The following is a 19,754-nucleotide window of genomic DNA, read 5'->3' as shown; positions in this document are numbered from 1 at the left end:
GGCGGCTCATGCGTCCAAGTGGCATGTCCGCTCCGCGAACCGCCGCCGTGACCGCCCTCGGGCTCCTCGCCCTCGCCGCCTGCAGCGGGGGCCCGTCCCAAGGGGGCGCGCCCCCGAAGACCAGGCTCGGCGAGGTGCGGCTGGTGTCGTTCACGAGCTGCGACGACGTGCTCGGGAGCCTGCGGCGTGCCACGGAGGCGCAGGCCGGGCCGTACGGCCTGGGCCCGGTGACGCCGCTCGCCGTCGAGGACGCGGTGGCCATGCGCTCCGCCGTACCCGGGGAGGGCAGGGCCAAGGCGCAGGAGCACTCCTCGACGAACGTGCACGAGGCGGGGGTGGACGAGCCCGACGTCGTCAAGACCGACGGGAAGCGCATCGTGTCGGTGTCGGCCGGGGTGCTCCAGGTGGTGGACGCGGCGTCGCGCAAGGTCACCGGGACGCTGCGGCTCGTGCCGAAGGAGGATGGCTACAACTCGATCGAGCTGCTCCTGTACGGCGACCGGCTGCTGGCGCTGGTGAACAACCTCGGCATGGTGCCGTACGCCGCGGACCGGATGAGGCCCGCGGGGCCGTACGGCACGGGGACGCGGCTGATCCTGGTGGACCTGGCCGGGGAGCCGCGCAGGCTGGGCACGCTGACCGCCGACGACTCGTCCTACCTGGACGCGCGGCAGATCGGCTCGGTGGCGCGGGTCGTGGTCAAGTCCGGGCCGCGCATCGAGTTCCCGCCGCCGGGGCCGGCCTCGGACGAGGCGAAGCTGACCGAGCGCAACCGCGCGGCCGTGCGGAAGGCGCCGCTGTCGGCGTGGCTGCCGAAGTACTCCGTCGAGGAGGGCGGGTCCAAGCGCTCGGCGACGGTGCCGTGCGACCGGATCAGCCACCCGAAGGAGTTCACCGGCACGTCCCTGCTGACCGTGCACACGATCGACCTCTCGCGCGGGCTCGGCGACACCGGCCCGATCACCGTGGCCGCCGACGGCGACACGGTGTACGGCACCGCGCGCAGCCTCTACGTGACGAGCAACGCGGGGCTGTGGCGGCGGCCGAGCCCGGTCGAGCCCGAGCCCCGGCCCGAGATCCCGGAGAAGCCCGCGACGCCCGAGGCGACCCCGGGGACTCCCCGCGCGACCGATCCGGACCGGCCGGTCCAGCCCGGCGAGGACCCGAGCCTGACCACGATCGCCCCGCCGGAGCCCACCGCCACGGCCACCAGCACCGCCACGGCCACCGCGACGCCCGGCACTCCCGGCACTCCCGGCACCCCCGGTCCCACGGGGAGCCCGATCACGCCGTCGCCCTCGCCCACGGGGCCCGAGGAGCGCACCGAGATCCACCGCTTCGACGTCTCCGGCGGGGGCGCGCCCCGCTACGTGACCTCCGGAGCCGTGCCCGGCCGCCTCCTCAACCAGTACTCCCTGTCCGAGCACGAGGGCCACCTGCGCGTCGCCACCACCGAGTCCGGCTTCGAGCCCGACGTCCCGGACCGGGCCCCGGCCTCGCGGAGCGCGGTGTACGTCCTCGACGCCGGCACCCTCGCCAGGACGGGCCAGGTGGACGGCCTGGGCAAGGGCGAGCGCATCTACTCGGTGCGCTTCATCGGCCCGGTCGGCTACGTGGTCACCTTCCGGCAGACCGACCCCCTCTACACGATCGACCTGCGCGACCCCGCCAGGCCCCGCGTCACCGGCGAGCTGAAGATCACCGGGTACTCCGCCTACCTCCACCCCGCCGGGGAGGGCCGCCTGATCGGCCTGGGCCAGGAGGCCGACGAGAAGGGCCGCGTGCGCGGCAGCCAGCTCTCCCTGTTCGACGTGAGCGACCCGGCGAACCCGCGCCGCCTGTCCCAGTACTTCCTGAAGAACTCCGGCTCGGAGGCCGAGTACGACCCGCACGCCTTCCTGTACTGGCCGGCGACCGGGCTGACGGCGGTGCCGTACAACCGCTACGAGGAGGGCCGGAGTGAGAGCGGCGCGCTCGTGCTGTCGGTGCGCGACGGCGAGGTGCGCGAGCTGGGCCGGATCAGGCACCCGCGGGCCGGGAGCCCGGGCTTCGCGCCCGAGCAGCCGGGGATCAGGCGCTCGCTCGTCATCGGCGACACGCTGTGGACGATGTCGGAGCAGGGGCTGAAGGCCTCGGGCCTGGCCGACCTCTCGGACCGGGGCTGGACCGCCTTCGTCACCCGGTAGCCCGCCCTCGCCACCCGGCGGCCCTTCGTTACTCGGTAGTAGCGAAGTGGTGCCCGGCGGCCATACGCTTCGGGCATGGCTGCGAAGACGGCACAGAGCGCACTGAGGCCCGGCCTCGCCGAGCGGATCACCGCGATCACGGCCCGGGTGAACGGCTCCGGCGCGACCCGGGAGATCCGGACCCCGCTGACCGGCGACCCGATCGCCGAGCTGCCGATCTCCGCCGCCGGCGACGTCCGTACGGCTCACGCCAGGGCGCGCGCGGCGGCGGCCCGGTGGGCGGCGACCCCGGTGGCCGAGCGGGTCAGACCGTTCGAGCGGCTGCACGACGCGCTCCTGGACCGGCGCGCCGAGATCCTCGACATCGTGCAGCTCGAAACCGGCAAGGCCCGGCGGCACGCGTTCGAGGAGGTGCTCGACGTCGCCGGCTGCTCGCTCTACTACGCGCGCCGGGGCCCGGGCCTGCTGCGCGCCCGCCGCCGCCAGGGCATCCTGCCGATCGCGACCCAGGCGTACGAACTGCGGCAGCCCAAGGGCGTCGTCTCGGTGATCTCGCCGTGGAACTACCCGCTCTCGCTGGGCGTGACCGACGTGGTGCCCGCGCTGATCGCCGGGAACGCGGTCGTGCACAAGCCCGACACCCAGACCACGCTGTCCGTCCTGTGGACCATCGACCTGCTGGTCGAGCTGGGCCTGCCCGAGGACGTCTGGCAGGTCGTGGCCGGCGACCCGGACGAGGTGGGCGGCCCGCTGCTCGACGGGGCCGACTACATCGCCTTCACCGGCTCGACGCGCGGCGGGCGCAGGATCGCCGAGGAGGCGGCCAAGCGGCTCATCGGCTGCTCGCTGGAGCTCGGCGGCAAGAACCCCATGCTGGTGCTGGCCGACGCCGACATCGACAAGGCCGCCACCGGCGCGCTGCGCGCCTGCTTCGCCAACGCCGGCCAGCTCTGCATCTCCATGGAGCGGCTGTACGTCGCCGAGGAGATCGCCGACCGGTTCCTGGAGAAGTTCACCCGCCTCGTGTCGAACATGCGGCTCGGCGCCGGCCTGGACTGGACCGCCGACATGGGCTCGCTCACCTCGCAGCGCCAGCTCGACGCGGTGACCGCGCACGTGGAGGACGCGGTGGCCAAGGGCGCGACGGTCCTGGCGGGCGGCAAGGCGCGCCCCGACCTGGGCCCGTACTTCTTCGAGCCCACGGTCCTCACCGGCGTGACCGAGGACATGGCGCTGTGCCGCGACGAGACGTTCGGCCCGGTGGTCAGCGTCTACCGGTTCAAGGACGAGGACGAGGCGATCCGGCTGGCCAACGACACCCCGTACGGCCTGAACGCCTCGGTCTGGACGCGCGACCTCGCCCGGGGCCGCCGCCTCGGATCGCGGATCAAGGCGGGCACGGTCAACGTCAACGAGGGGTACGGCTCGGCGTTCGCGTCCTACGACGCCCCGATGGGCGGCATGAAGGAGTCCGGCCTCGGGCGGCGGCACGGCGCGGAGGGCCTGCTGAGGTACACCGAGGCGCAGACCGTGGCCAGCCAGCGCCTGGTCGGGTTCGACCCGATGTTCGGCATGCCGTACGAGAAGTACGCCGACACGCTGGCCGGGCTCCTCAAGACGATGAAGCGGCTCCGGCTGAAGTAGGGGTCCCAGGCGGACAGGCGGACAGGCGGACAGGCGGACAGGCGGTCAGGCTCGGCGGGGGCGGGCCCTCCCGGGAAAGGCGCGAGATGTTCGACTACGACGTGCTGGTGATCGGCTCGGGGTTCGGCGGCAGCGTCTCGGCGCTGCGGCTGACGGAGAAGGGCTACAAGGTCGGCGTGCTGGAGGCCGGGCGCCGCTTCACCGACGAGACGCTGCCCAAGACCTCCTGGCGCACGCGCGACTTCCTGTGGGCCCCGGCGCTCGGCATGAAGGGCATCCAGCGCATCCACGTCCTCGGCGGGAAGGCCGGGGTCATGGTGCTGGCCGGGGCGGGCGTGGGCGGCGGCTCGCTGGTGTACGCGAACACGCTGTACGAGCCGCTCCAGCCGTTCTTCGACGACCCGCAGTGGGCCGGCATCACCGACTGGCGCGGCGAGCTCGCGCCGTACTACGACCAGGCCAAGCGCATGCTGGGCGTGACGGTGAACCCGACCACGACGCCGGCGGACCTGGCGATGCGGCGGGTCGCCGAGCGCATGGGCGTGGGGCACACGTTCCGCCTCACCCCGGTCGGCGTGTTCTTCGGCGAGCCGGGCAAGGAGGTGGACGACCCCTACTTCGGCGGCGCCGGGCCCCGCCGCACCGGGTGCGTGGAGTGCGGCGGCTGCATGACCGGCTGCCGCCTCGGCGCGAAGAACATGCTGATCAAGAACTACCTCTACCTCGCCGAGAAGGCCGGTGCGCGGGTCCTGGCCGAGTGCACGGTGACCTCGGTGCGCCCGCTGGCCGGCGGCGGGTACGCCGTGGACTTCCGGCGCACCGGCTCCCGGTCGCGGCGGGCCCGCCGTACGCTCACCGCCGGGCAGGTGGTCTTCGCGGCCGGGACGTACGGCACGCAGAAGCTCCTGCACCGGCTCAAGGCCGACGGGGTCCTGCCGCGCCTGTCCGACCGCCTCGGCGTGCTCACCCGCACCAACTCCGAGGCGATCCTGGGCGCGGAGCGGTTCCGCAGCAAGGGTGAGGACTACACGCGCGGCGTCGCGATCACGTCCTCCTTCCACCCGGACGAGCGCACCCACATCGAGCCGGTGCGGTACGGCAAGGGCTCCAACGTCATGGGCGCGCTGCGCACGCTGCTCGTGGACGGCGGCGGGCGGACGCCGCGCTGGGCGAGGTTCCTCGGCGAGGCCGCGCGCCGGCCCTGGGAGCTGGCCCGCCTGCTCAAGCTGCGGCGCTGGTCCGAGCGCACGGTGATCGCCCTGGTGATGCAGGCCCGCGACAACTCGATCAACGTGCGCGGCGAGCGCGGCCTGTTCGGCTGGACGCTGCGCACCTCGCCCGGCCACGGCGAGCCCAACCCGAGCTGGATCCCCGCCGGGCACGAGGCCACCCGCCTGCTCGCCGAGGAGGTCGGCGGCATGCCCGGAGGCTCCTGGCTCGACCTGTTCGACATCCCGATGACCGCCCACTTCATCGGCGGCTGCGCCATCGGCGACTCCCCCGAGACCGGCGTGATCGACCCCTACCACCGCGTCTACGGCCACCCCGGCCTGCACATCGTGGACGGCTCGGCGATCTCGGCGAACCTCGGCGTCAACCCGTCCCTGACGATCACCGCCCAGGCCGAGCGCGCGATGTCCTTCTGGCCCAACCTGGGCGAGCCCGACCCCCGCCCCGCCCTGGGCGAGGACTACGCGCGGCTCGCGCCCGTGCTCCCCAAGGCCCCGGTGGTCCCCGCCACCGCCCCGGCCGCCCTCAGGTTCTGAGCGGCCCCCGCGACCGCCCCGGGCGCCCTCGGGTTCTGAGCGCCCCGCGACCGCCCCGGCCGTCCCCCGGGATCCGGGTGGTGCCCGCGACCGGCCCGGGAACCCTCGGATCCGGAAACGATTTGACCTTCCAGTGACTGGAGACTCTACGGTCGGTTGTCGTACGGCGGGCATCGCCGCACGTCATCGACCGTTTTGGAGAAGACCATGAACCTCACCCCGGAGGAGCGCGCCGAGATCTTCGGCGACCACGACCCCGAGCAGTACGCCGACGAGGCCCGGGAGCGCTGGGGTGACACCGACGCCTACCGGGAGTCCCAGCGCCGCGCGGCCTCCTACACCAAGCAGGACTGGCGGCGGATCCAGGAGGAGGCCACCGAGATCACCGAGGGCCTGGCCGCCCTGCTCCGCGCCGGGGTCCCGGCCGACTCGGCGGAGGCCACGGCCCTGGCCGAGCGCCACCGGGAGCACATCTCCCGCTGGTTCTACGAGTGCTCCCCCGAGTTCCACCGGTGCCTGGCCGACACGTACGTCAGCGACCCCCGCTTCACCGCGACGTACGACCAGACGGCCCCGGGCCTGGCGCGGTACGTCCACGACGCCATCAAGGCCGTCCCCGCGGCGTCCTGACCCGGCCCGCGGCGTCCTGACCCGGCCCCGCCGTACCGGGATCCCGGAGCCCGGGCCGGCCTCCCCGGCCCGGGCTCCGGCCGTACGGCACGAGCCCGGCGGGGCTCAGGAGGCGGCGCGGAGCGGGTTGCCGAGGAGCGGCGAGTGGTCACGGATCAGGGCGGCGTATCCGGGGGCGGTGCGGCCGTCGTCCCAGGTGACCTGGTACTCGGTGGCCAGGGACAACCACGTGAGCGGGATCACGCCGGCCGCGGTCAGGCGGGTCATGGCGGCGCGGTGGGCGAGCGGGGTCTCCCCCGCCACCGCGTCCTCCACGACGTACACGGTGTATCCCGAGCGGACGGCGGACAGCGCGGTCTGGAGCACGCAGCCCTCGGTCATGAGCCCGGTGAGGATGAGCCGGGGCCGGGCGGCGGCCTCGACCCGGGCGCGCACCCCCGGATGCGACAGCGCGTCGAAGGCGCCGTCGCGGACCACGATCTCGTCGTCGCGCAGCTCCGCCCGCAGCGCCGGGAAGATCGGCCCCGGCGGGTCGGTGTCCTTCCCGTGCGTGACGATCAGCGGCACGCCGTAGAGCCGGGCCGTCCTGGCCACGGCGACGGCCGCGCTGACGTGGTCGGTCAGCTCGTGCGAACGGAACAGGCTCCCGAACCCCAGCGCGTGATCGATCATGAGGATCGCGCTGTCGTCCGGCGTGATACGGCTCGCGGGCATAGGAGATCACCCCTTCAGAGCGGACTTTCCCGAAAGATCCCCCCTGCCCCATGCTCCGCGCCCGCCCCTGATCAGGGAAGAAGGCACATTGATGTGCGGTGGTACCCCGGCTGTGACCGCCAGGCGAGCGGAACCGCCCGCGCCCGGCGGACGCGAAAGCCCGGCCTCGCTGGGCGGGGCCGGGCTCGCGGGATGTGCCGGGGTTGTGCCGGAGCGTGCGAGGGGTCAGTTCGGGGCGACGACGACCTCGACGCGCTGGAACTCCTTGAGGTCGGAGTAGCCGGCGGTGGCCATGGTGCGCTTGAGGGCGCCCATGAGGTTCATCGTGCCGTCGGGCAGGGAGGCCGGCCCGTGCAGGATCTGCTCCAGGGTCCCGATGGTGCCGACCTCGACGCGGGCGCCGCGCGGGAGCTCGCCGTGGTGGGCCTCCGAGCCCCAGTGGAAGCCGCGGCCGGGGGCCTCGGCGGCGCGGGCGAGCGGCGAGCCCACCATGACCGCGTCGGAGCCGCAGGCCAGGGCCTTGGCGATGTCGCCGGAGCGGGTCATGCCGCCGTCCGCGATGACGTGGACGTAGCGGCCGCCGGACTCGTCGAGGTAGTCGCGGCGGGCCGCGGCCACGTCGGCGATCGCGGTGGCCATGGGCACGGCGACGCCCAGGACGGTGCGGGTGGTGTGGCCGGAGCCGCCGCCGAAGCCGACCAGGACGCCGGCCGCGCCGGTGCGCATGAGGTGCAGGGCGGCGGTGTACGTCGCGCAGCCGCCGACGATCACCGGTACGTCCAGCTCGTAGATGAACTGCTTGAGGTTCAGCGGCTCGGCCCGGCCGCTGACGTGCTCGGCCGAGACGGTGGTGCCGCGGATGACGAAGATGTCCGCGCCCGCGTCGATCACGGCCTTGTGGTGCTGCGCCGTGCGCTGCGGCGACAGGCGGGCCGCGGTGGTCACGCCGGACTCGCGGACCTCCTCGATGCGGCGGCCGATCAGCTCGTCCTTGATCGGGGCGGCGTAGATCTCCTGGAGGCGGCGGGTCGCGGCCTCGGCGTCCAGCTCGGCGACCTCCTCCAGCAGCGGCTCGGGGTCCTCGTAGCGGGTCCAGAGCCCTTCCAGGTCGAGTACGGCCAGGCCGCCCAGCCGGCCGATCTCGATGGCGGTCTTCGGGGAGACCACGGAGTCCATCGGGCTGACGACCATGGGCAGCTCGAACCGGTACGCGTCGATCTGCCAGGCGATCGAGACCTCCTCGGGGTCCCGGGTGCGCCGCGACGGGACGATGCCGATCTCGTCCAGCCCGTAGGCCCGGCGCCCGCTCTTCCCGCGCCCGATCTCAACCTGCTGTGTCACGTGGTCTTCCTCTCCCGGTTCGCCGCCTTCATGCGTCTTGTCGACGGCAGGCCGATGACACCCTACTCATGCCCGGGCATGAGGGGCGCCATCGGCCGGTCCGGTCAGCGGCGGTGGTAGTTCGGCGCCTCGACCGTCATCTGGATGTCGTGGGGGTGGCTCTCCTTGAGCCCGGCCGAGGTGATCGGCATGAGCTGGGCGTTCTCGTGCAGGTCGGCGATCACGCGCGAGCCGGTGTACCACATGGCCTGCCGTACGCCGCCGATGAGCTGGTGGGCGACCGCCGCCACCGGGCCGCGGTAGGGCACCTGGCCCTCGATGCCCTCGGGGATGAGCTTGTCCTCCTGGGTGACGCCCGCCTGCTGGTAGCGGTCCTTGCTGAAGGACTTGCCGCCGCGCTCGCGGTTGCGCATCGCGCCGAGCGAGCCCATGCCCCGGTAGGACTTGAACTGCTTGCCGTTGATGAAGATCAGCTCGCCCGGGCTCTCCTCGCAGCCGGCGAGCAGCGAGCCCAGCATGACGGTGTCGGCGCCGGCCGCGATGGCCTTGGCGATGTCGCCGGAGTACTGCAGGCCGCCGTCGCCGATCACCGGGACGCCCGCCGGGTGCGCGGCCTGGGCGGCCTCGTAGATCGCGGTGACCTGCGGCGCTCCCACGCCCGCGACCACGCGGGTCGTGCAGATGGAGCCCGGCCCGACGCCGACCTTGACCGCGTCGGCCCCGGCCTCGACGAGCATCTGCGCGCCGGCCCGGGTGGCGACGTTGCCGCCGATCACGTCGGCGCGGCCGTTGGCCTTGAGCTTGGCGATCATGTCGGCGAGGCCGCGCGAGTGGCCGTGCGCGACGTCCACGACCAGCACGTCCACGCCCGCGTCGAGCAGGGCCTTGGCGCGCTGCTCGGCCTCGTCGCCCACGCCGACCGCCGCGCCGACCATGAGGCGGCCGTCGGTGTCCTTGGTGGCGTCGGGGTGCTGCTCGCTCTTGGTGAAGTCCTTGACGGTGATCAGGCCGCGCAGCCGCCCGCCGTCGTCCACCAGCGGCAGCTTCTCGACCTTGTTGGCCCGCAGCAGCCGGAACGCCTCGTCGCGGGAGACGCCCACGGGCGCGGTGACCAGCGGCATCGGGGTCATGACCTCGCGGACGGGCCGGCTCTGGTCGGTCTCGAAGCGCATGTCGCGGTTGGTCACGATGCCGACGAGGATGCCGTCGGCGTCGGTGACCGGGACCCCGGAGATGCGGTAGTGGCCGCACAGCCTCTCGACGTCGGCGAGCGTGTCGTCGGGGGAACACGTGACGGGGTTCGTCACCATGCCCGCCTCGGACCGCTTGACCAGGTCCACCTGCTGCGCCTGCTCCTCGATGGACAGGTTGCGGTGGAGGATGCCGATGCCGCCCTGCCGCGCCATCGCGACCGCCATGCGGGCCTCGGTGACGGTGTCCATGGCGGCGGAGACCAGCGGGACGCGCAGGGTGATGTTGCGCGAGAGCCGGCTCGTGGTGTCCACCTCACCGGGAACCAGGTCCGAGTAGGCGGGCACCAGCAGCACGTCGTCGAACGTCAGACCCGTTTCGGTGAACTTCCCCATGACACTCCACAAGGCTTGAGGGTTACCCGCGAGATTCGCGCCGTTCCATGTGGCAACCCCAGACAGCCGCGATGTCTTCCCAGGTCGCCCGCGCGGTGCCTTCCATGGTAGACGCCGGGCCCCGTTGCCTCGCTCCCGCCCGCCGAAATTCGCGACGCCCCCGTTCCGGTACGGCCGCCGCCTGCTCGCCCCGGCCTGACGGCCGCCCAGGTCGCCCGGCGCGTCGATTCGTCCCGGGTCGCCCGGGTCGCCCGGGTCGCCCGGCGCGTCGGGCGCGTCCGGGGGGAGGCGGGCGGGACGCCGTACGAGATGAGGGAGGGGGCCTGCGGATCAAGCGATGAGGGGATGGACGGTGACGCGCCCATCCCCTCATCGCTCCGGCGGGAGCCGCCCAGGCGGTCCCCGCGGGCGCCGGCGCACCGGATCACTCCGATGCGCGCGACCCCAGGCGCGCGTTCCACGCCCCCCTCCAAGTGCACGTGGCGGGCGATCCGGGGGATGCGCCGACGTGTATCCAGATTGCTCCGGACGGAACACGGTGCGCAACGAAAGTTCGTGCAACTGCACGAAGCTGCACGCACGATGCTCGTTTCACAGCCGAATCCCGGTCCCGCGCATACCGCTCTCGCGCTCGCCGGGACAGGCCGGGGGTGCGCGGTTTATCCTCAGCCCAGCGCATTCCCCCAGGTGCACGGCTCCGAACGGTGAGGAGACGATCACTCCATGCGCCACGAACGCCGACAGGATCCGGCCGCACCGGCATCCGGGGCGCTCAGCCCCGACCAGATGGCGGCCTATGTCGCGAGCCTGCGCCTGCACAACGCCACCACCGAGGAACTGGCCGACTCCCTCGACGTGTCGATAGACCGCGCCTCGCGGGCCCTGTCCGAGCTGCTGTCGCTGGGCATGGTGGACGAGAAGTCCGGCACCTACGTCGCGCGCCACCCCGCCGGGGCGTTCAGCCGCCTCGTGGCCGACAAGTTCGACCGGATCGTCCACGAGAGCCGGGAGATCGACCGGATCCTCGGCTCCATCGAGGACCTGACCCGCAGCTACGACGCCGGCCGGCAATACCGCACGCGCGAGTTCCCGGTCGAGGTGGTCCAGGGGTCGCAGGAGCTGTTCGACCGCGTCGGGGAGATCGCCTGCCACGGGCCCCTCGGCGTGGACTTCGCCGTCCCCGACCAGCGCACCCTGATCGACTACGTCGAGGACGAGGCGCTGCTCGGCCGCTGGCTCGACGCCGTGCGCGAAGGGGGGCTGCGGCTGCGCGCGCTCGTCGCCGTGGAGTCGCTGCGCGTGCCCGACATCGTGCGCATGCTCGGCCGCGTCATCGAGGCGGGCGCCCAGATCCGCACCCTGCCCCGGCTGCCCGGCTGGTTCGGCGTGTACGGCCCGGGGGCGGCCACCCTCCCGGTCGAATGGGGGACGACCTTCGCCGAGCAGGGGTACTCCTGCTACCTCGTGCGCTCCCCGGTCGTCGTCGGCGCCTGCCGGGACCTGTTCGAGGAGCTGTGGAACCGCGCGACGCCGATCCCCGGCGGCGGCGAGGACAACGGGGCGCGGATGGTGCTCAGGCTGGCCGCGCAGGGCATCTCCGACGAGATGATCGCCCGCCACCTGCGGGTGTCCGTCCGCACCGTGCGGTCGCGGTTCGCCGACGCCATGGCCGAGCTGGGAGCGCAGACCCGGTTCCAGGCCGGGGTGGAGGCGGCGAGACGCGGCTGGCTGATGTGAGCCCCTTCGTCTCACAAGTCCGCCGGCGGCGATAGCGTGGACATGTGCTGGACGATGTCCCCCGCGACCCGTTCGCGGACGACCCCGACGATCCGGCGGCCGTTCTAGGAGAGACGGACGACGCCGAGCCGCTCACCCCTGCCGAGCGGGACGAGGCCCTGACCGACCTGGCCGACGTCGAAGTCTTCCGCACGCTCCTCGAACCCCAGGGCATCCTCGGCCTCGTCCTCGAATGCGGCGAGTGCAGCGAAGCGCACTACTTCGACTGGGACCTCCTGCGCGGCAACCTCCGGCAGATGATCGACAACGGCCGCCCCCAGGTCCACGAGCCCGCCTACCAGCCGGACCCCGCCGATTACGTCACCTGGGAGTACGCCCGCGGCTACGTGGACGGCGTGATCGATACCGAGGAGAACCGCTAGGCGCCGTCCGCGCCGGCCCCGCGGTCGCGCCCGTCTCCGTTCCCGCTCCCGCGGGCTCCGGGACCGCGGTCTCCCTCGGGACCGTGGGCGCCGTCCTCGCGCCCGTCGCCGCCCCTGCGCTCGGCGCCACGGCCCCCGGGCCGCGTCTCCTGGCCCCCGGGATCGTTCCCGTGGTCCTTCGGCTTCGTCTCCCGGCCCTGGGGCTCGCCGCCGCCTCCGGGCGCGCCGCCGCCCTTGGGCCTGCCACTGTCGCCCTTGGGCCTGCCGCCGTCGCCCTTGGGCTTGCCGCCGTCGCCCTTGCGCCGGTCATCCCCGCCCTTGGGCCGGTCATCGTCTCCACCGGGCCGGCCGTCGTCGTCCCCGGGGGTGTCGCCCTGCGGCCTGTCCTCCTCGCCCCTGGGGGCGTTCTCACCGTCTTTGGGCGCGGGGCTCCGATCCCCCGGCCCGCCGCCCTCGGGAGCGCCGCCGGGGGGCGAGGTGGGCCGGTCCTCGGCCGGCCCCGCCGTACGGCGGTCGAGGTCGTCCGAAGGGGCGGGGCGCTCGCCCGGCCTGGCGGCGGCGGGGCCGAGCACGGAAGGCGGCGCGGGGAACGCGGACGGCGTGATCTGGGGCGCCTGCGGGTGCGGCGCGCCGGCGCGGGGGGTCTGCCGGGCGGTGGCGACCGCGTGGGCGGGAGGGCGGTCGGCGTCCCCGGAGATGACCGGGAGGTGGCCTTCGCGGGCGGCGGCGACCCCGGTGCCGCCGAGGAGGAGGGCCACCACGCCGAGCGGGACCAGCGAGCTCAGGCGAGAGCGGCGGTTGGGGCAGGGGCGTCCGGGCGCCTCCCGCTCCCCCGCGGCCTGGTCCACGTCGCGGGCCAGGGCGGCCAGGGCGAGCAGGGCCGGGTCGTCCTCCACATGGTCACAGGGGCCGTGCGGGTCGCGGTGCAGGGCGATCGCGTCGAGTTGTTCGTCGGTACGGCGGATCTGGCCGAGGTCGTACAGGTCCCTCGGCTCCGCTGAAGCCGGCCCGCCGGGCTCGGCGCGCCCGGACGTCACGCAATCGGCTCCGGACCGGCCATCGCCCGGAGCCTGGCCAGGGCCCGATGCTGGGCGACGCGGACGGCACCTGGAGACATGCCCAGCACATTACCGGTCTCCTCGGCCGACAGCCCGGCGACCACCCGCAGGATGAGCAACTCGCGCTGGTGGTCGGGCAGCCGCGCCAGCAGGTCCCGGGCGCGTTCGGCCTCGGTGTGCCGGACCACGGTCTCCTCGGGCCCGGGCCCCTCGTCGGGCCCGTCGGGAAGGTCCTGGGTGGGTACGGCGGCGCGGATGGCGCTCCGCAGGGCGTCCGCGACTTTGTGGGACGCGATCCCGAAAACGAACGAGGCGAAAGGCCGCCCCATGTCGCGGTAGCGCGGTAAGGCCGAAAGCACCGCAATGCACACTTCCTGCGCCACATCGTCGGCGATGTGGTAGTGCCCCGACACCCTTCCCAGCCGGGCCCGGCAGTAGCGGACGACCATCGGGCGCACCTGCCCGATCAGCGATTCGATCGCCATTCTGTCGCCCTGGACGGCAAGACTTGTCAGTTCCCTGAGGTCGGAATCATCTTCTGCTCTCGTCGAAAGCCCTACCCCAGTCGTGGCGCCGACGACGCATCCCTCGGTCACGTAGTGCATGATGCCCTTCCCGGTCGGACGTGTCGTCATCGCGAACGGCAACGGAATGGTCACATTGAAGAGACAGGGGACCACTTATAGCGGTTCGCATCTGGTCGAATACATTCCGTGGCGAGCGCTGTCCGGTTTTGACAACTTAGCGATGTCCCGCGTAAAGATTCCGCCTTGCGGGGACACAGAGCGTTTTCAGATGGAAATTTCAAACTCCTGAATTTGAGTGCCCGAACAGCCGAATGCCGTCCGGGAGGCGAACCTCCCGGACGGCATTCATCCGATGACCGGCTAACCCGGCAAAATTGCACCTGGCCGGCGGAGTGGCTCAGCGCAGCCGGTTCCACCGTTCCGCGACGGCCGCCTCCCCGTCGGGCGTGAGCGATCCGTACAGCCGCAGGCGGGCCATGCCCCCGTCCGGGTACACGTCCAGCCGGGCCTGCCGCACCGGGCGGGAGTCGCCGTCGAGCCGGAACCGGTGCCGCGTGTCGGGCTGGAGCCGCGTCCTGGGCAGGACCTCGAACCAGTCGCCGTCGCCGGGCTCGCCCTCCCCGTCGAAGCCGCTGACCGAGGCCCAGCCGGGCGCGTTGAACAGCAGGTTCGCCGTGTCCAGCTCGACCACGTGGACCACGCCCCGCCCGGCCAGCCGTACGGTGACCCAGTCGTTGCCCTCGTCGCGGCGGCGGCCGGTCTCCCAGCCCTCGGCCTGGTGGCGGGCCAGGCCCGGCGCGAGCATGTTGGACGGGGCCGAGTAGAACATGTCCGAGCAGCCGGTGACACGCGCGCCGTTCTCCAGCGCGGCCAGGTCCAGCGGGAGCCCGGTGAGCAGTCCGGGGTCGGGGACCACCTCGCCGTGGACGCGCAGCCGGGCGATGCCCCCGTCGGGGAACATGTTCAGCCGCACGTGCGTGAAACAGCGCTCGGCCGCGACGTCGAACTCGTGCTCGCTGTCCCCCTTGAGCGGGCTCTTCGGCACGATCTCCGTCCACTCCGCGCCCGCCAGCTCCGCGGCCGAGGGGTACCCGTCCGCGCGGCACGCCTCCACCGAGGCGTACGGCGGGTAGTTCCCCTTGAACCAGGCCGTGTCGATCACCACGCCGCGGATGACGCCGGGCATGCCCAGCCGCACGATCGCCCAGTCATGGCCGGGCTCGCGCCGCCGCCGGGTCTCCCAGCCGTCGTACACCTGGCCCTTGTTGCCGAACGTGTGCGGCTGGAACCGGGAGGGTCCCGGCTTGATCAGGCTCTCCTTCTCGGCGAAGGACTCGTCGTTGGCGGCGATCACGCTGCCGCCGTACGAGCGCAGCGCCAGGTCGGGCAGATCGGTGAACCTCATACCTCTCCTCGGGTGAGCAGGCGGCCGGCGGGCCGGTCCCCCACGGGCTCGCCGCGGAGCCAGGTGGTGCGGACGACGCCGGTGAGGGCCCGGCCGGCGTAGGGGGTGACGGGGTGGCGGTGGTTCAGCGCGGAGGGGTCCACCACGAACCCCGCGTCGGGGTCGAAGGCCACGAGGTCGGCGTCGCGCCCGGCCTCGATGCGGCCCTTGCGGGTCAGCCCGGCCAGCTCCGCGGGGCCGTACGCCATCCAGGACACGACGTCGGCGAGGGAGTGACCGCGCTCGCGGGCGGCGGTCCAGACGACGGGCAGGCCGAGCTGGAGCGAGGAGACGCCGCCCCACGCGGTGGCGAAGTCGCCCTCCTTCAGCGCCGGCTCGCACGGCGAGTGGTCGGAGACGACGCAGCCGATGACGCCGGAGGCCAGGGCCTTCCACAGCTCGTCGCGGTTGGCCTCGTCCCGGATGGGCGGGCAGCACTTGTACGCCGTGGAGGACGCCTCGGAGTCCGTCAGGGTGAGGTAGTGCGGGCAGGTCTCGGCGGTCACTGGCAGCCCCTGGGCCTGGGCCCGGGCGACCGCGGCGAGCGCGTCCGCGGCCGACACGTGCAGGATGTGCAGGCGGACCCCGGTCTCGGCGGCGTACTTGACCGCCCGCCTCACCGCGGCGAACTCGCCCACCGGGGGACGCGAGAGGAGGAAGTCCCGGTACGCCCCGGAGGCCGGCTCCTCGAGGTACGCCGCGTCCTCGGCGTGCACGATCAGCAGCCCGCCGAAGGAGGCGATCTCGGTCATGGCCTCGTGCAGCCCCATGTGGGAGAGCGGCGGGAACTCGTCCACTCCCGAGGGCGACATGAAGCACTTGAACCCGTAGACCCCGGCGGCGTGGAGCGGGCGCAGGTTCGGCAGGTTCCCGGGGATCGCGCCGCCCCAGAACCCCACGTCCACGAAGACCTGCGGCGCCGCGACCGCGCGCTTCGTCTCCAGCGCGGCGACGTCCACGGTCGGCGGGATCGAGTTCAGCGGCATGTCGATGATCGTCGTCACGCCGCCGGCCGCGGCGGCCCGGGTGGCGGTGGCGAATCCCTCCCACTCGGTCCGCCCGGGCTCGTTGACGTGCACGTGCGTGTCCACGAGCCCCGGCAGCAGCGCCGTGTCCCCGAGGTCGATCTCCTCGCGGCCGGACACCGCGCCGCCGTACGGCCCGACGGCGGCGATCCTCCCCTCCTGTACGGCGACCGCCGCGGCCGTCTCCCCCTCGGGGAGCACCGCGCGGCGGGAGCGGATCACCAGGTCGTATTCGCTGGAAACGGGAACCTCCTCGGGGTCGTCCCGCCTCCCCTCCCGCCGCGCCCGCCCCTTTTTCTGACACCGTGTGCTCAAAACTGCATGATCACGGCGAGGGACGGGGCCCCGGGTGAGGCGCCTCGGGAGGAGGGGCACCCCGGGGGGCGGGATCGGGGTCACGGGCGGGGATGGGGGGCCGGGCGGCAGGGGTCGTCGGGCTGGATGGGATCGGAGGTGGTCACATGCGGCCGGGCCGAGCGGGGTCGGAGGTGGTCACATGCGGCCGGGCCGAGCGGGGTCGGAGGTGGCCGCGTGGGGTCGGGGCGAGCGGGGTCTGAGGTGGCCGCGTGGGGTCGGGGCTAGCGGGGTCGGGGGTAGCCCGTGGGCCGGGCGGGTGGGGTCGGAGGTGGTCACATGTGGTCGGGGCGGACGGGGTCGGAGGTGGCCTGTGGGGCCGGGCGAACGGGGTCAGGGGGACGGGGTGGCGGGGTCGGGGGTGAGCCAGTCCTGGGCGATCCGCTCGGCGAGGCGCTCCAGGAGGGGGCCGGCCTCGGCGATGCAGGTGTCCACGTCGGGCTCCAGGTCGGTGAGGGCGTAGGCGGCGTCGATGCGGGCGCGGCGGAGCTGCTCGCCGGTGAGGGTCTTGCGCCCGGCGACGGCGACGACGCGGGCCCCGGCGCGCACGGCGGCCCTGGCGACGCCGACCGGGGCCTTGCCGCTGAGGGACTGGCGGTCGAGGGAGCCCTCGCCGGTGATCACCAGGCGGGCCCCCGCGGCCCGGTCCGCGAAGCCCAGCAGGTCGAGCAGGTAGGCGATGCCGGGCTGGAAGGTCCCGCCGAGCAGGGTCAGCGCGGCGAACCCGACGCCGCCCGCCGCACCCGCCCCCGGCAGCGCGGCCAGCTCCTCCGCCGAGCGGCCGCCGCCGCCCGCCGTACGGCCCGGGGGCGAGGACGCGCGGCCGGTCGCCGCCACCGCCGCCGGGGCGCGGCCGGGCGAGAGGGCTCCGGCACGGCCCGGCGCCGCCCCGCCCGCCTGGCCGGCGAGCGCGCGGGCGACGGCCTCGGCCCACCGGGCGAGGCCGGCCTCCAGGACGCGGAGGTCGGCGGGGAGCGCGCCCTTCTGGGGGCCGTAGACCTCGGCGGCGCCGTTCGGGCCGAGGAGCGGGTTGTCCACGTCGCTGGCGATGATCAGCGGGACCTTCCGGAGGCCGCCGAGGTCCAGCGTGTGAAGGTCGCGGAGGGCCGCGCCGCCGGCTGGGAGGGGGCGGCCCCGGGAGTCCAGGAGCCGGGCTCCGAGCGCCTCGACGAGCCCGGCCCCGCCGTCGGTGCAGGCGCTGCCCCCGAGGCCCAGGACGACGCGGGCGGCCCCCGCGTCGAGGGCCGCGGCGATCAGCTCCCCGGTGCCGCGGCTCGTGGCGGTGAGGGGTTCGAGGCGCCCCCCGGGGAGCCTGCGCAGCCCGGACGCCTCGGCCATCTCGATCACCGCCGTGTCGCCCCGCAGGGCGTACGCGGCGGTGACCGGGCGGCCGGTGGGACCGGTGACCGTCGCCTCGACGCGGGTGAAGCCGCAGGCCACCGCGGCCTCGACCGTGCCGTCGCCGCCGTCGGCGACGGGCATGGTCTCCACCGGGACCTCCGGGCGGACCCGGCGCAGGCCCTCCGCCAGGTGGGCGGCGACCTCGGACGCCGTGAGAGATCCCTTGAACTTGTCGGGCGCGATCAGAACGTGCTGCACGAAACTCCCCCTCGGGGCGGGTCTACGAGACCGGCTCGAACTCCTTGACGGCGTCGATCGCCGCGCCCATGGCCGCATTGCCCTCACGCTCGATCATGACCTCGACGAGTACGGGCCGGGAGGTCCGGTTCGCCTCCTTGCGTGCCCATTCCAGCGCATCGCGGATCTCCTCGGGGTCCCGGACCCGCCGTCCGGTGCAACCGTACGCCTCCATGATCTTGACGTTGTCGGTGCCGTACTCGTCGTAGTGGATGTCCACCTCGTACTTCATGTCGTACGGCAGCTCGGCCTGGCGGATCAGCCCGAGGTACTCGTTGTTCAGCATGACCAGCACGAACGGGATGTCGTACTGCGCGGCCACCGCCAGCTCCTCCACGAGGAACTGGAACGAGTAGTCGCCCACGACCCCGACCACCTCGGCGTCGGGCCGGGCGGTCTTGACTCCGATCGCGGCCGGGATCTCCCAGCCCAGCGGGCCCGCCTGGCCGCACACCTGGTAGTGGCGCGGCAGGTGCGTCTCCTGGAACTGCCCGGACCAGATCTGGTAGAGCCCGATCGCCGTGACGAAGTACGTCTCCGGGCCGTAGAACTCGTTGATCTCCCGGAAGACGCGGGGCGCCTTGATCGGGACGTCGGCGAAGTCGTCCCGCCGGGGCAGCTCCCGCCGCAGCGACGAGACCCGCTCGGGCCAGGCGGCCGGGCGCGGGCCCGCCTCGCGGGAGCGGGCGGCCGCCAGCAGCGCCTTCAGGAAGAGCCCGGTGTCGGAGACGACGCCCAGGTCCGGCCCGAAGACCTTGCCGAGCTGGGTGGGCTCGACGTCCACGTGGATGAACCGCCGCCCCTCCCGGTAGACGTCGAGCGCGCCGGTGTGCCGGTCGCCGAACCGGGAGCCCAGCGCGAGCACCAGGTCCGACTCCAGGAAGACGGCGTTCCCCCAGCGCTGGCTGGTCTGGATGCCGGTCATCCCGGCGTACAGCGGGTGCCGCTCGGGGAAAGAGCCCTTGCCCATGAGCGTGACCTGCACGGGGATGTTGAGGTACTCGGCCACCTGGCGCAGCTCGTCCCACGCCTCGCCGAGGATCACGCCGCCGCCGGCCAGGATCAGCGGGCGCTCGGCGGACAGCAGCATGTCCAGGGCCTTCTCGACCCGGGGCGGGTGCGGCTCGACCCTGGTGACCGGCAGCGGCGCGTCGATGGAGGAGTCCCACTCGATGAGCTGCCTCTGCACGTCGATCGGCAGGTCGATCAGCACCGGGCCGGGCCGGCCGCTGCGGGCGAGCCGGAACGCCTCGCGGAAGATCCACGGGGCCTGCGCGGCCTCCTTGACCTGCACGGCCCACTTGGTGACGGGCTTGGCGATCTCCACGATGTCCACCGCCTGGAAGGCCTCCTGGTGGAGCTTGTCCGTGGCGGCCTGGCCGGTGACGCAGATGATCGGGATCGAGTCGGCGTGCGCGGTGTAGAGGCCGGTGATCATGTTGGTGCCGGCCGGCCCCGAGGTGCCGATGGCGACGCCCACGTTGCCGGTGGTGCGGGCCCAGCCGTCGGCCATGTGGGTCGCGCCCTCCTCGTGGCGCACGATCAGGTGCCGGACGCGGCCGTCGGCCTCCATCGCGTGGTACAGCGGCAGGATGGCCGCGCCGGGGCAGCCGTAGACGATGTCCACGCCCTCGGTGCGGATGACGTCCACGACCGCCTGCATGACGGGGATCAGGGCCATG

The 19,754-nt window shown here is 73.5% G+C and carries 15 protein-coding genes; 6 read left to right on the top strand and 9 right to left on the bottom strand.

What is annotated here, in order from left to right; translation table 11 throughout:
• The first annotated feature begins 23 nt into the window (after positions 1-23).
• From D5H75_RS32410 to D5H75_RS32395, 4 genes are all read left to right on the top strand, one after another.
• The gene (locus D5H75_RS32410; RefSeq protein ID WP_202638713.1) at positions 24-2,186 is read left to right on the top strand and encodes a beta-propeller domain-containing protein; all 2,163 of its coding nucleotides are present in this window, start codon (positions 24-26) and stop codon (positions 2,184-2,186) included.
• Between the two features lie 75 nt (positions 2,187-2,261).
• Positions 2,262-3,830, top strand: coding sequence for a succinic semialdehyde dehydrogenase (locus D5H75_RS32405; protein ID WP_119930394.1), 1,569 nt, complete (start codon positions 2,262-2,264; stop codon positions 3,828-3,830).
• Between the two features lie 86 nt (positions 3,831-3,916).
• Positions 3,917-5,596 (top strand): GMC oxidoreductase, encoded by a 1,680-nt coding sequence (locus tag D5H75_RS32400; protein ID WP_119930393.1) that lies wholly within the window; start codon positions 3,917-3,919, stop codon positions 5,594-5,596.
• Between the two features lie 207 nt (positions 5,597-5,803).
• Positions 5,804-6,226, top strand: a complete 423-nt coding sequence (locus D5H75_RS32395) for a TipAS antibiotic-recognition domain-containing protein (RefSeq protein ID WP_119930392.1) — start codon at positions 5,804-5,806, stop codon at positions 6,224-6,226.
• Positions 6,227-6,331: 105 nt separating this feature from the next.
• Here the strand turns inward: D5H75_RS32395 and D5H75_RS32390 are convergent, their stop codons facing one another.
• The 3 genes from D5H75_RS32390 to guaB all read right to left on the bottom strand — a co-directional run bounded on the left by D5H75_RS32390 (position 6,332) and on the right by guaB (position 9,867).
• Positions 6,332-6,940 (bottom strand): isochorismatase family protein, encoded by a 609-nt coding sequence (locus D5H75_RS32390; protein WP_119930391.1) that lies wholly within the window; start codon positions 6,938-6,940, stop codon positions 6,332-6,334.
• A 225-nt stretch (positions 6,941-7,165) separates the two neighbouring features.
• Positions 7,166-8,281, bottom strand: coding sequence for a GuaB3 family IMP dehydrogenase-related protein (locus D5H75_RS32385; protein ID WP_119930390.1), 1,116 nt, complete (start codon positions 8,279-8,281; stop codon positions 7,166-7,168).
• Between the two features lie 104 nt (positions 8,282-8,385).
• Positions 8,386-9,867 carry an IMP dehydrogenase gene (gene guaB / locus D5H75_RS32380; protein WP_119930389.1) on the bottom strand — a complete coding sequence of 494 codons (1,482 nt, stop codon included), beginning with the start codon at positions 9,865-9,867 and terminating at the stop codon, positions 8,386-8,388.
• Between the two features lie 723 nt (positions 9,868-10,590).
• Between guaB and D5H75_RS32375 the strand changes: the two genes are divergently transcribed.
• Both D5H75_RS32375 and D5H75_RS32370 read left to right on the top strand, forming a co-directional pair.
• Positions 10,591-11,604, top strand: coding sequence for a helix-turn-helix transcriptional regulator (locus tag D5H75_RS32375; protein ID WP_119930388.1), 1,014 nt, complete (start codon positions 10,591-10,593; stop codon positions 11,602-11,604).
• 44 nt (positions 11,605-11,648) lie between these two features.
• The gene (locus D5H75_RS32370; protein WP_119930387.1) at positions 11,649-12,026 is read left to right on the top strand and encodes a DUF5319 family protein; all 378 of its coding nucleotides are present in this window, start codon (positions 11,649-11,651) and stop codon (positions 12,024-12,026) included.
• Here the strand turns inward: D5H75_RS32370 and D5H75_RS32365 are convergent.
• The 6 genes from D5H75_RS32365 to gcl form a co-directional block, all read right to left on the bottom strand.
• Entirely contained in the window at positions 12,023-13,063 is a 1,041-nt protein-coding gene (locus D5H75_RS32365; protein WP_119930386.1) for a hypothetical protein, read from the bottom strand. The two genes, D5H75_RS32370 and D5H75_RS32365, sit on opposite strands and share 4 nt — an antisense overlap.
• Positions 13,060-13,689: a sigma-70 family RNA polymerase sigma factor gene (locus tag D5H75_RS32360; RefSeq protein WP_119930385.1), complete on the bottom strand. Its 630-nt coding sequence runs from the start codon at positions 13,687-13,689 to the stop codon at positions 13,060-13,062. Before D5H75_RS32360 ends, D5H75_RS32365 begins: the two co-directional genes overlap by 4 nt.
• 319 nt (positions 13,690-14,008) lie before the next feature.
• Complete coding sequence (gene alc / locus D5H75_RS32355) at positions 14,009-15,016, bottom strand: allantoicase (protein WP_119930384.1); 1,008 nt, start codon at positions 15,014-15,016, stop codon at positions 14,009-14,011.
• A complete protein-coding gene (gene allB, locus D5H75_RS32350; RefSeq protein WP_242454656.1) occupies positions 15,013-16,305 on the bottom strand; it encodes an allantoinase AllB in 1,293 nt (430 codons plus the stop codon). Before allB ends, alc begins: the two co-directional genes overlap by 4 nt.
• Before the next feature lie 462 nt (positions 16,306-16,767).
• Complete coding sequence (locus tag D5H75_RS32345; RefSeq protein WP_242454647.1) at positions 16,768-18,033, bottom strand: glycerate kinase; 1,266 nt, start codon at positions 18,031-18,033, stop codon at positions 16,768-16,770.
• A gap of 22 nt (positions 18,034-18,055) precedes the next feature.
• Positions 18,056-19,753 carry a glyoxylate carboligase gene (gene gcl / locus D5H75_RS32340; RefSeq protein WP_119930381.1) on the bottom strand — a complete coding sequence of 566 codons (1,698 nt, stop codon included), beginning with the start codon at positions 19,751-19,753 and terminating at the stop codon, positions 18,056-18,058.
• Position 19,754 lies beyond the last annotated feature (1 nt).

Source organism: Bailinhaonella thermotolerans, assembly GCF_003594875.1.
Classification (GTDB): domain Bacteria; phylum Actinomycetota; class Actinomycetes; order Streptosporangiales; family Streptosporangiaceae; genus Bailinhaonella; species Bailinhaonella thermotolerans.
Note: the sequence above shows the minus strand (reverse complement) of the source record. Positions and strands in the feature narration are given on the sequence as shown.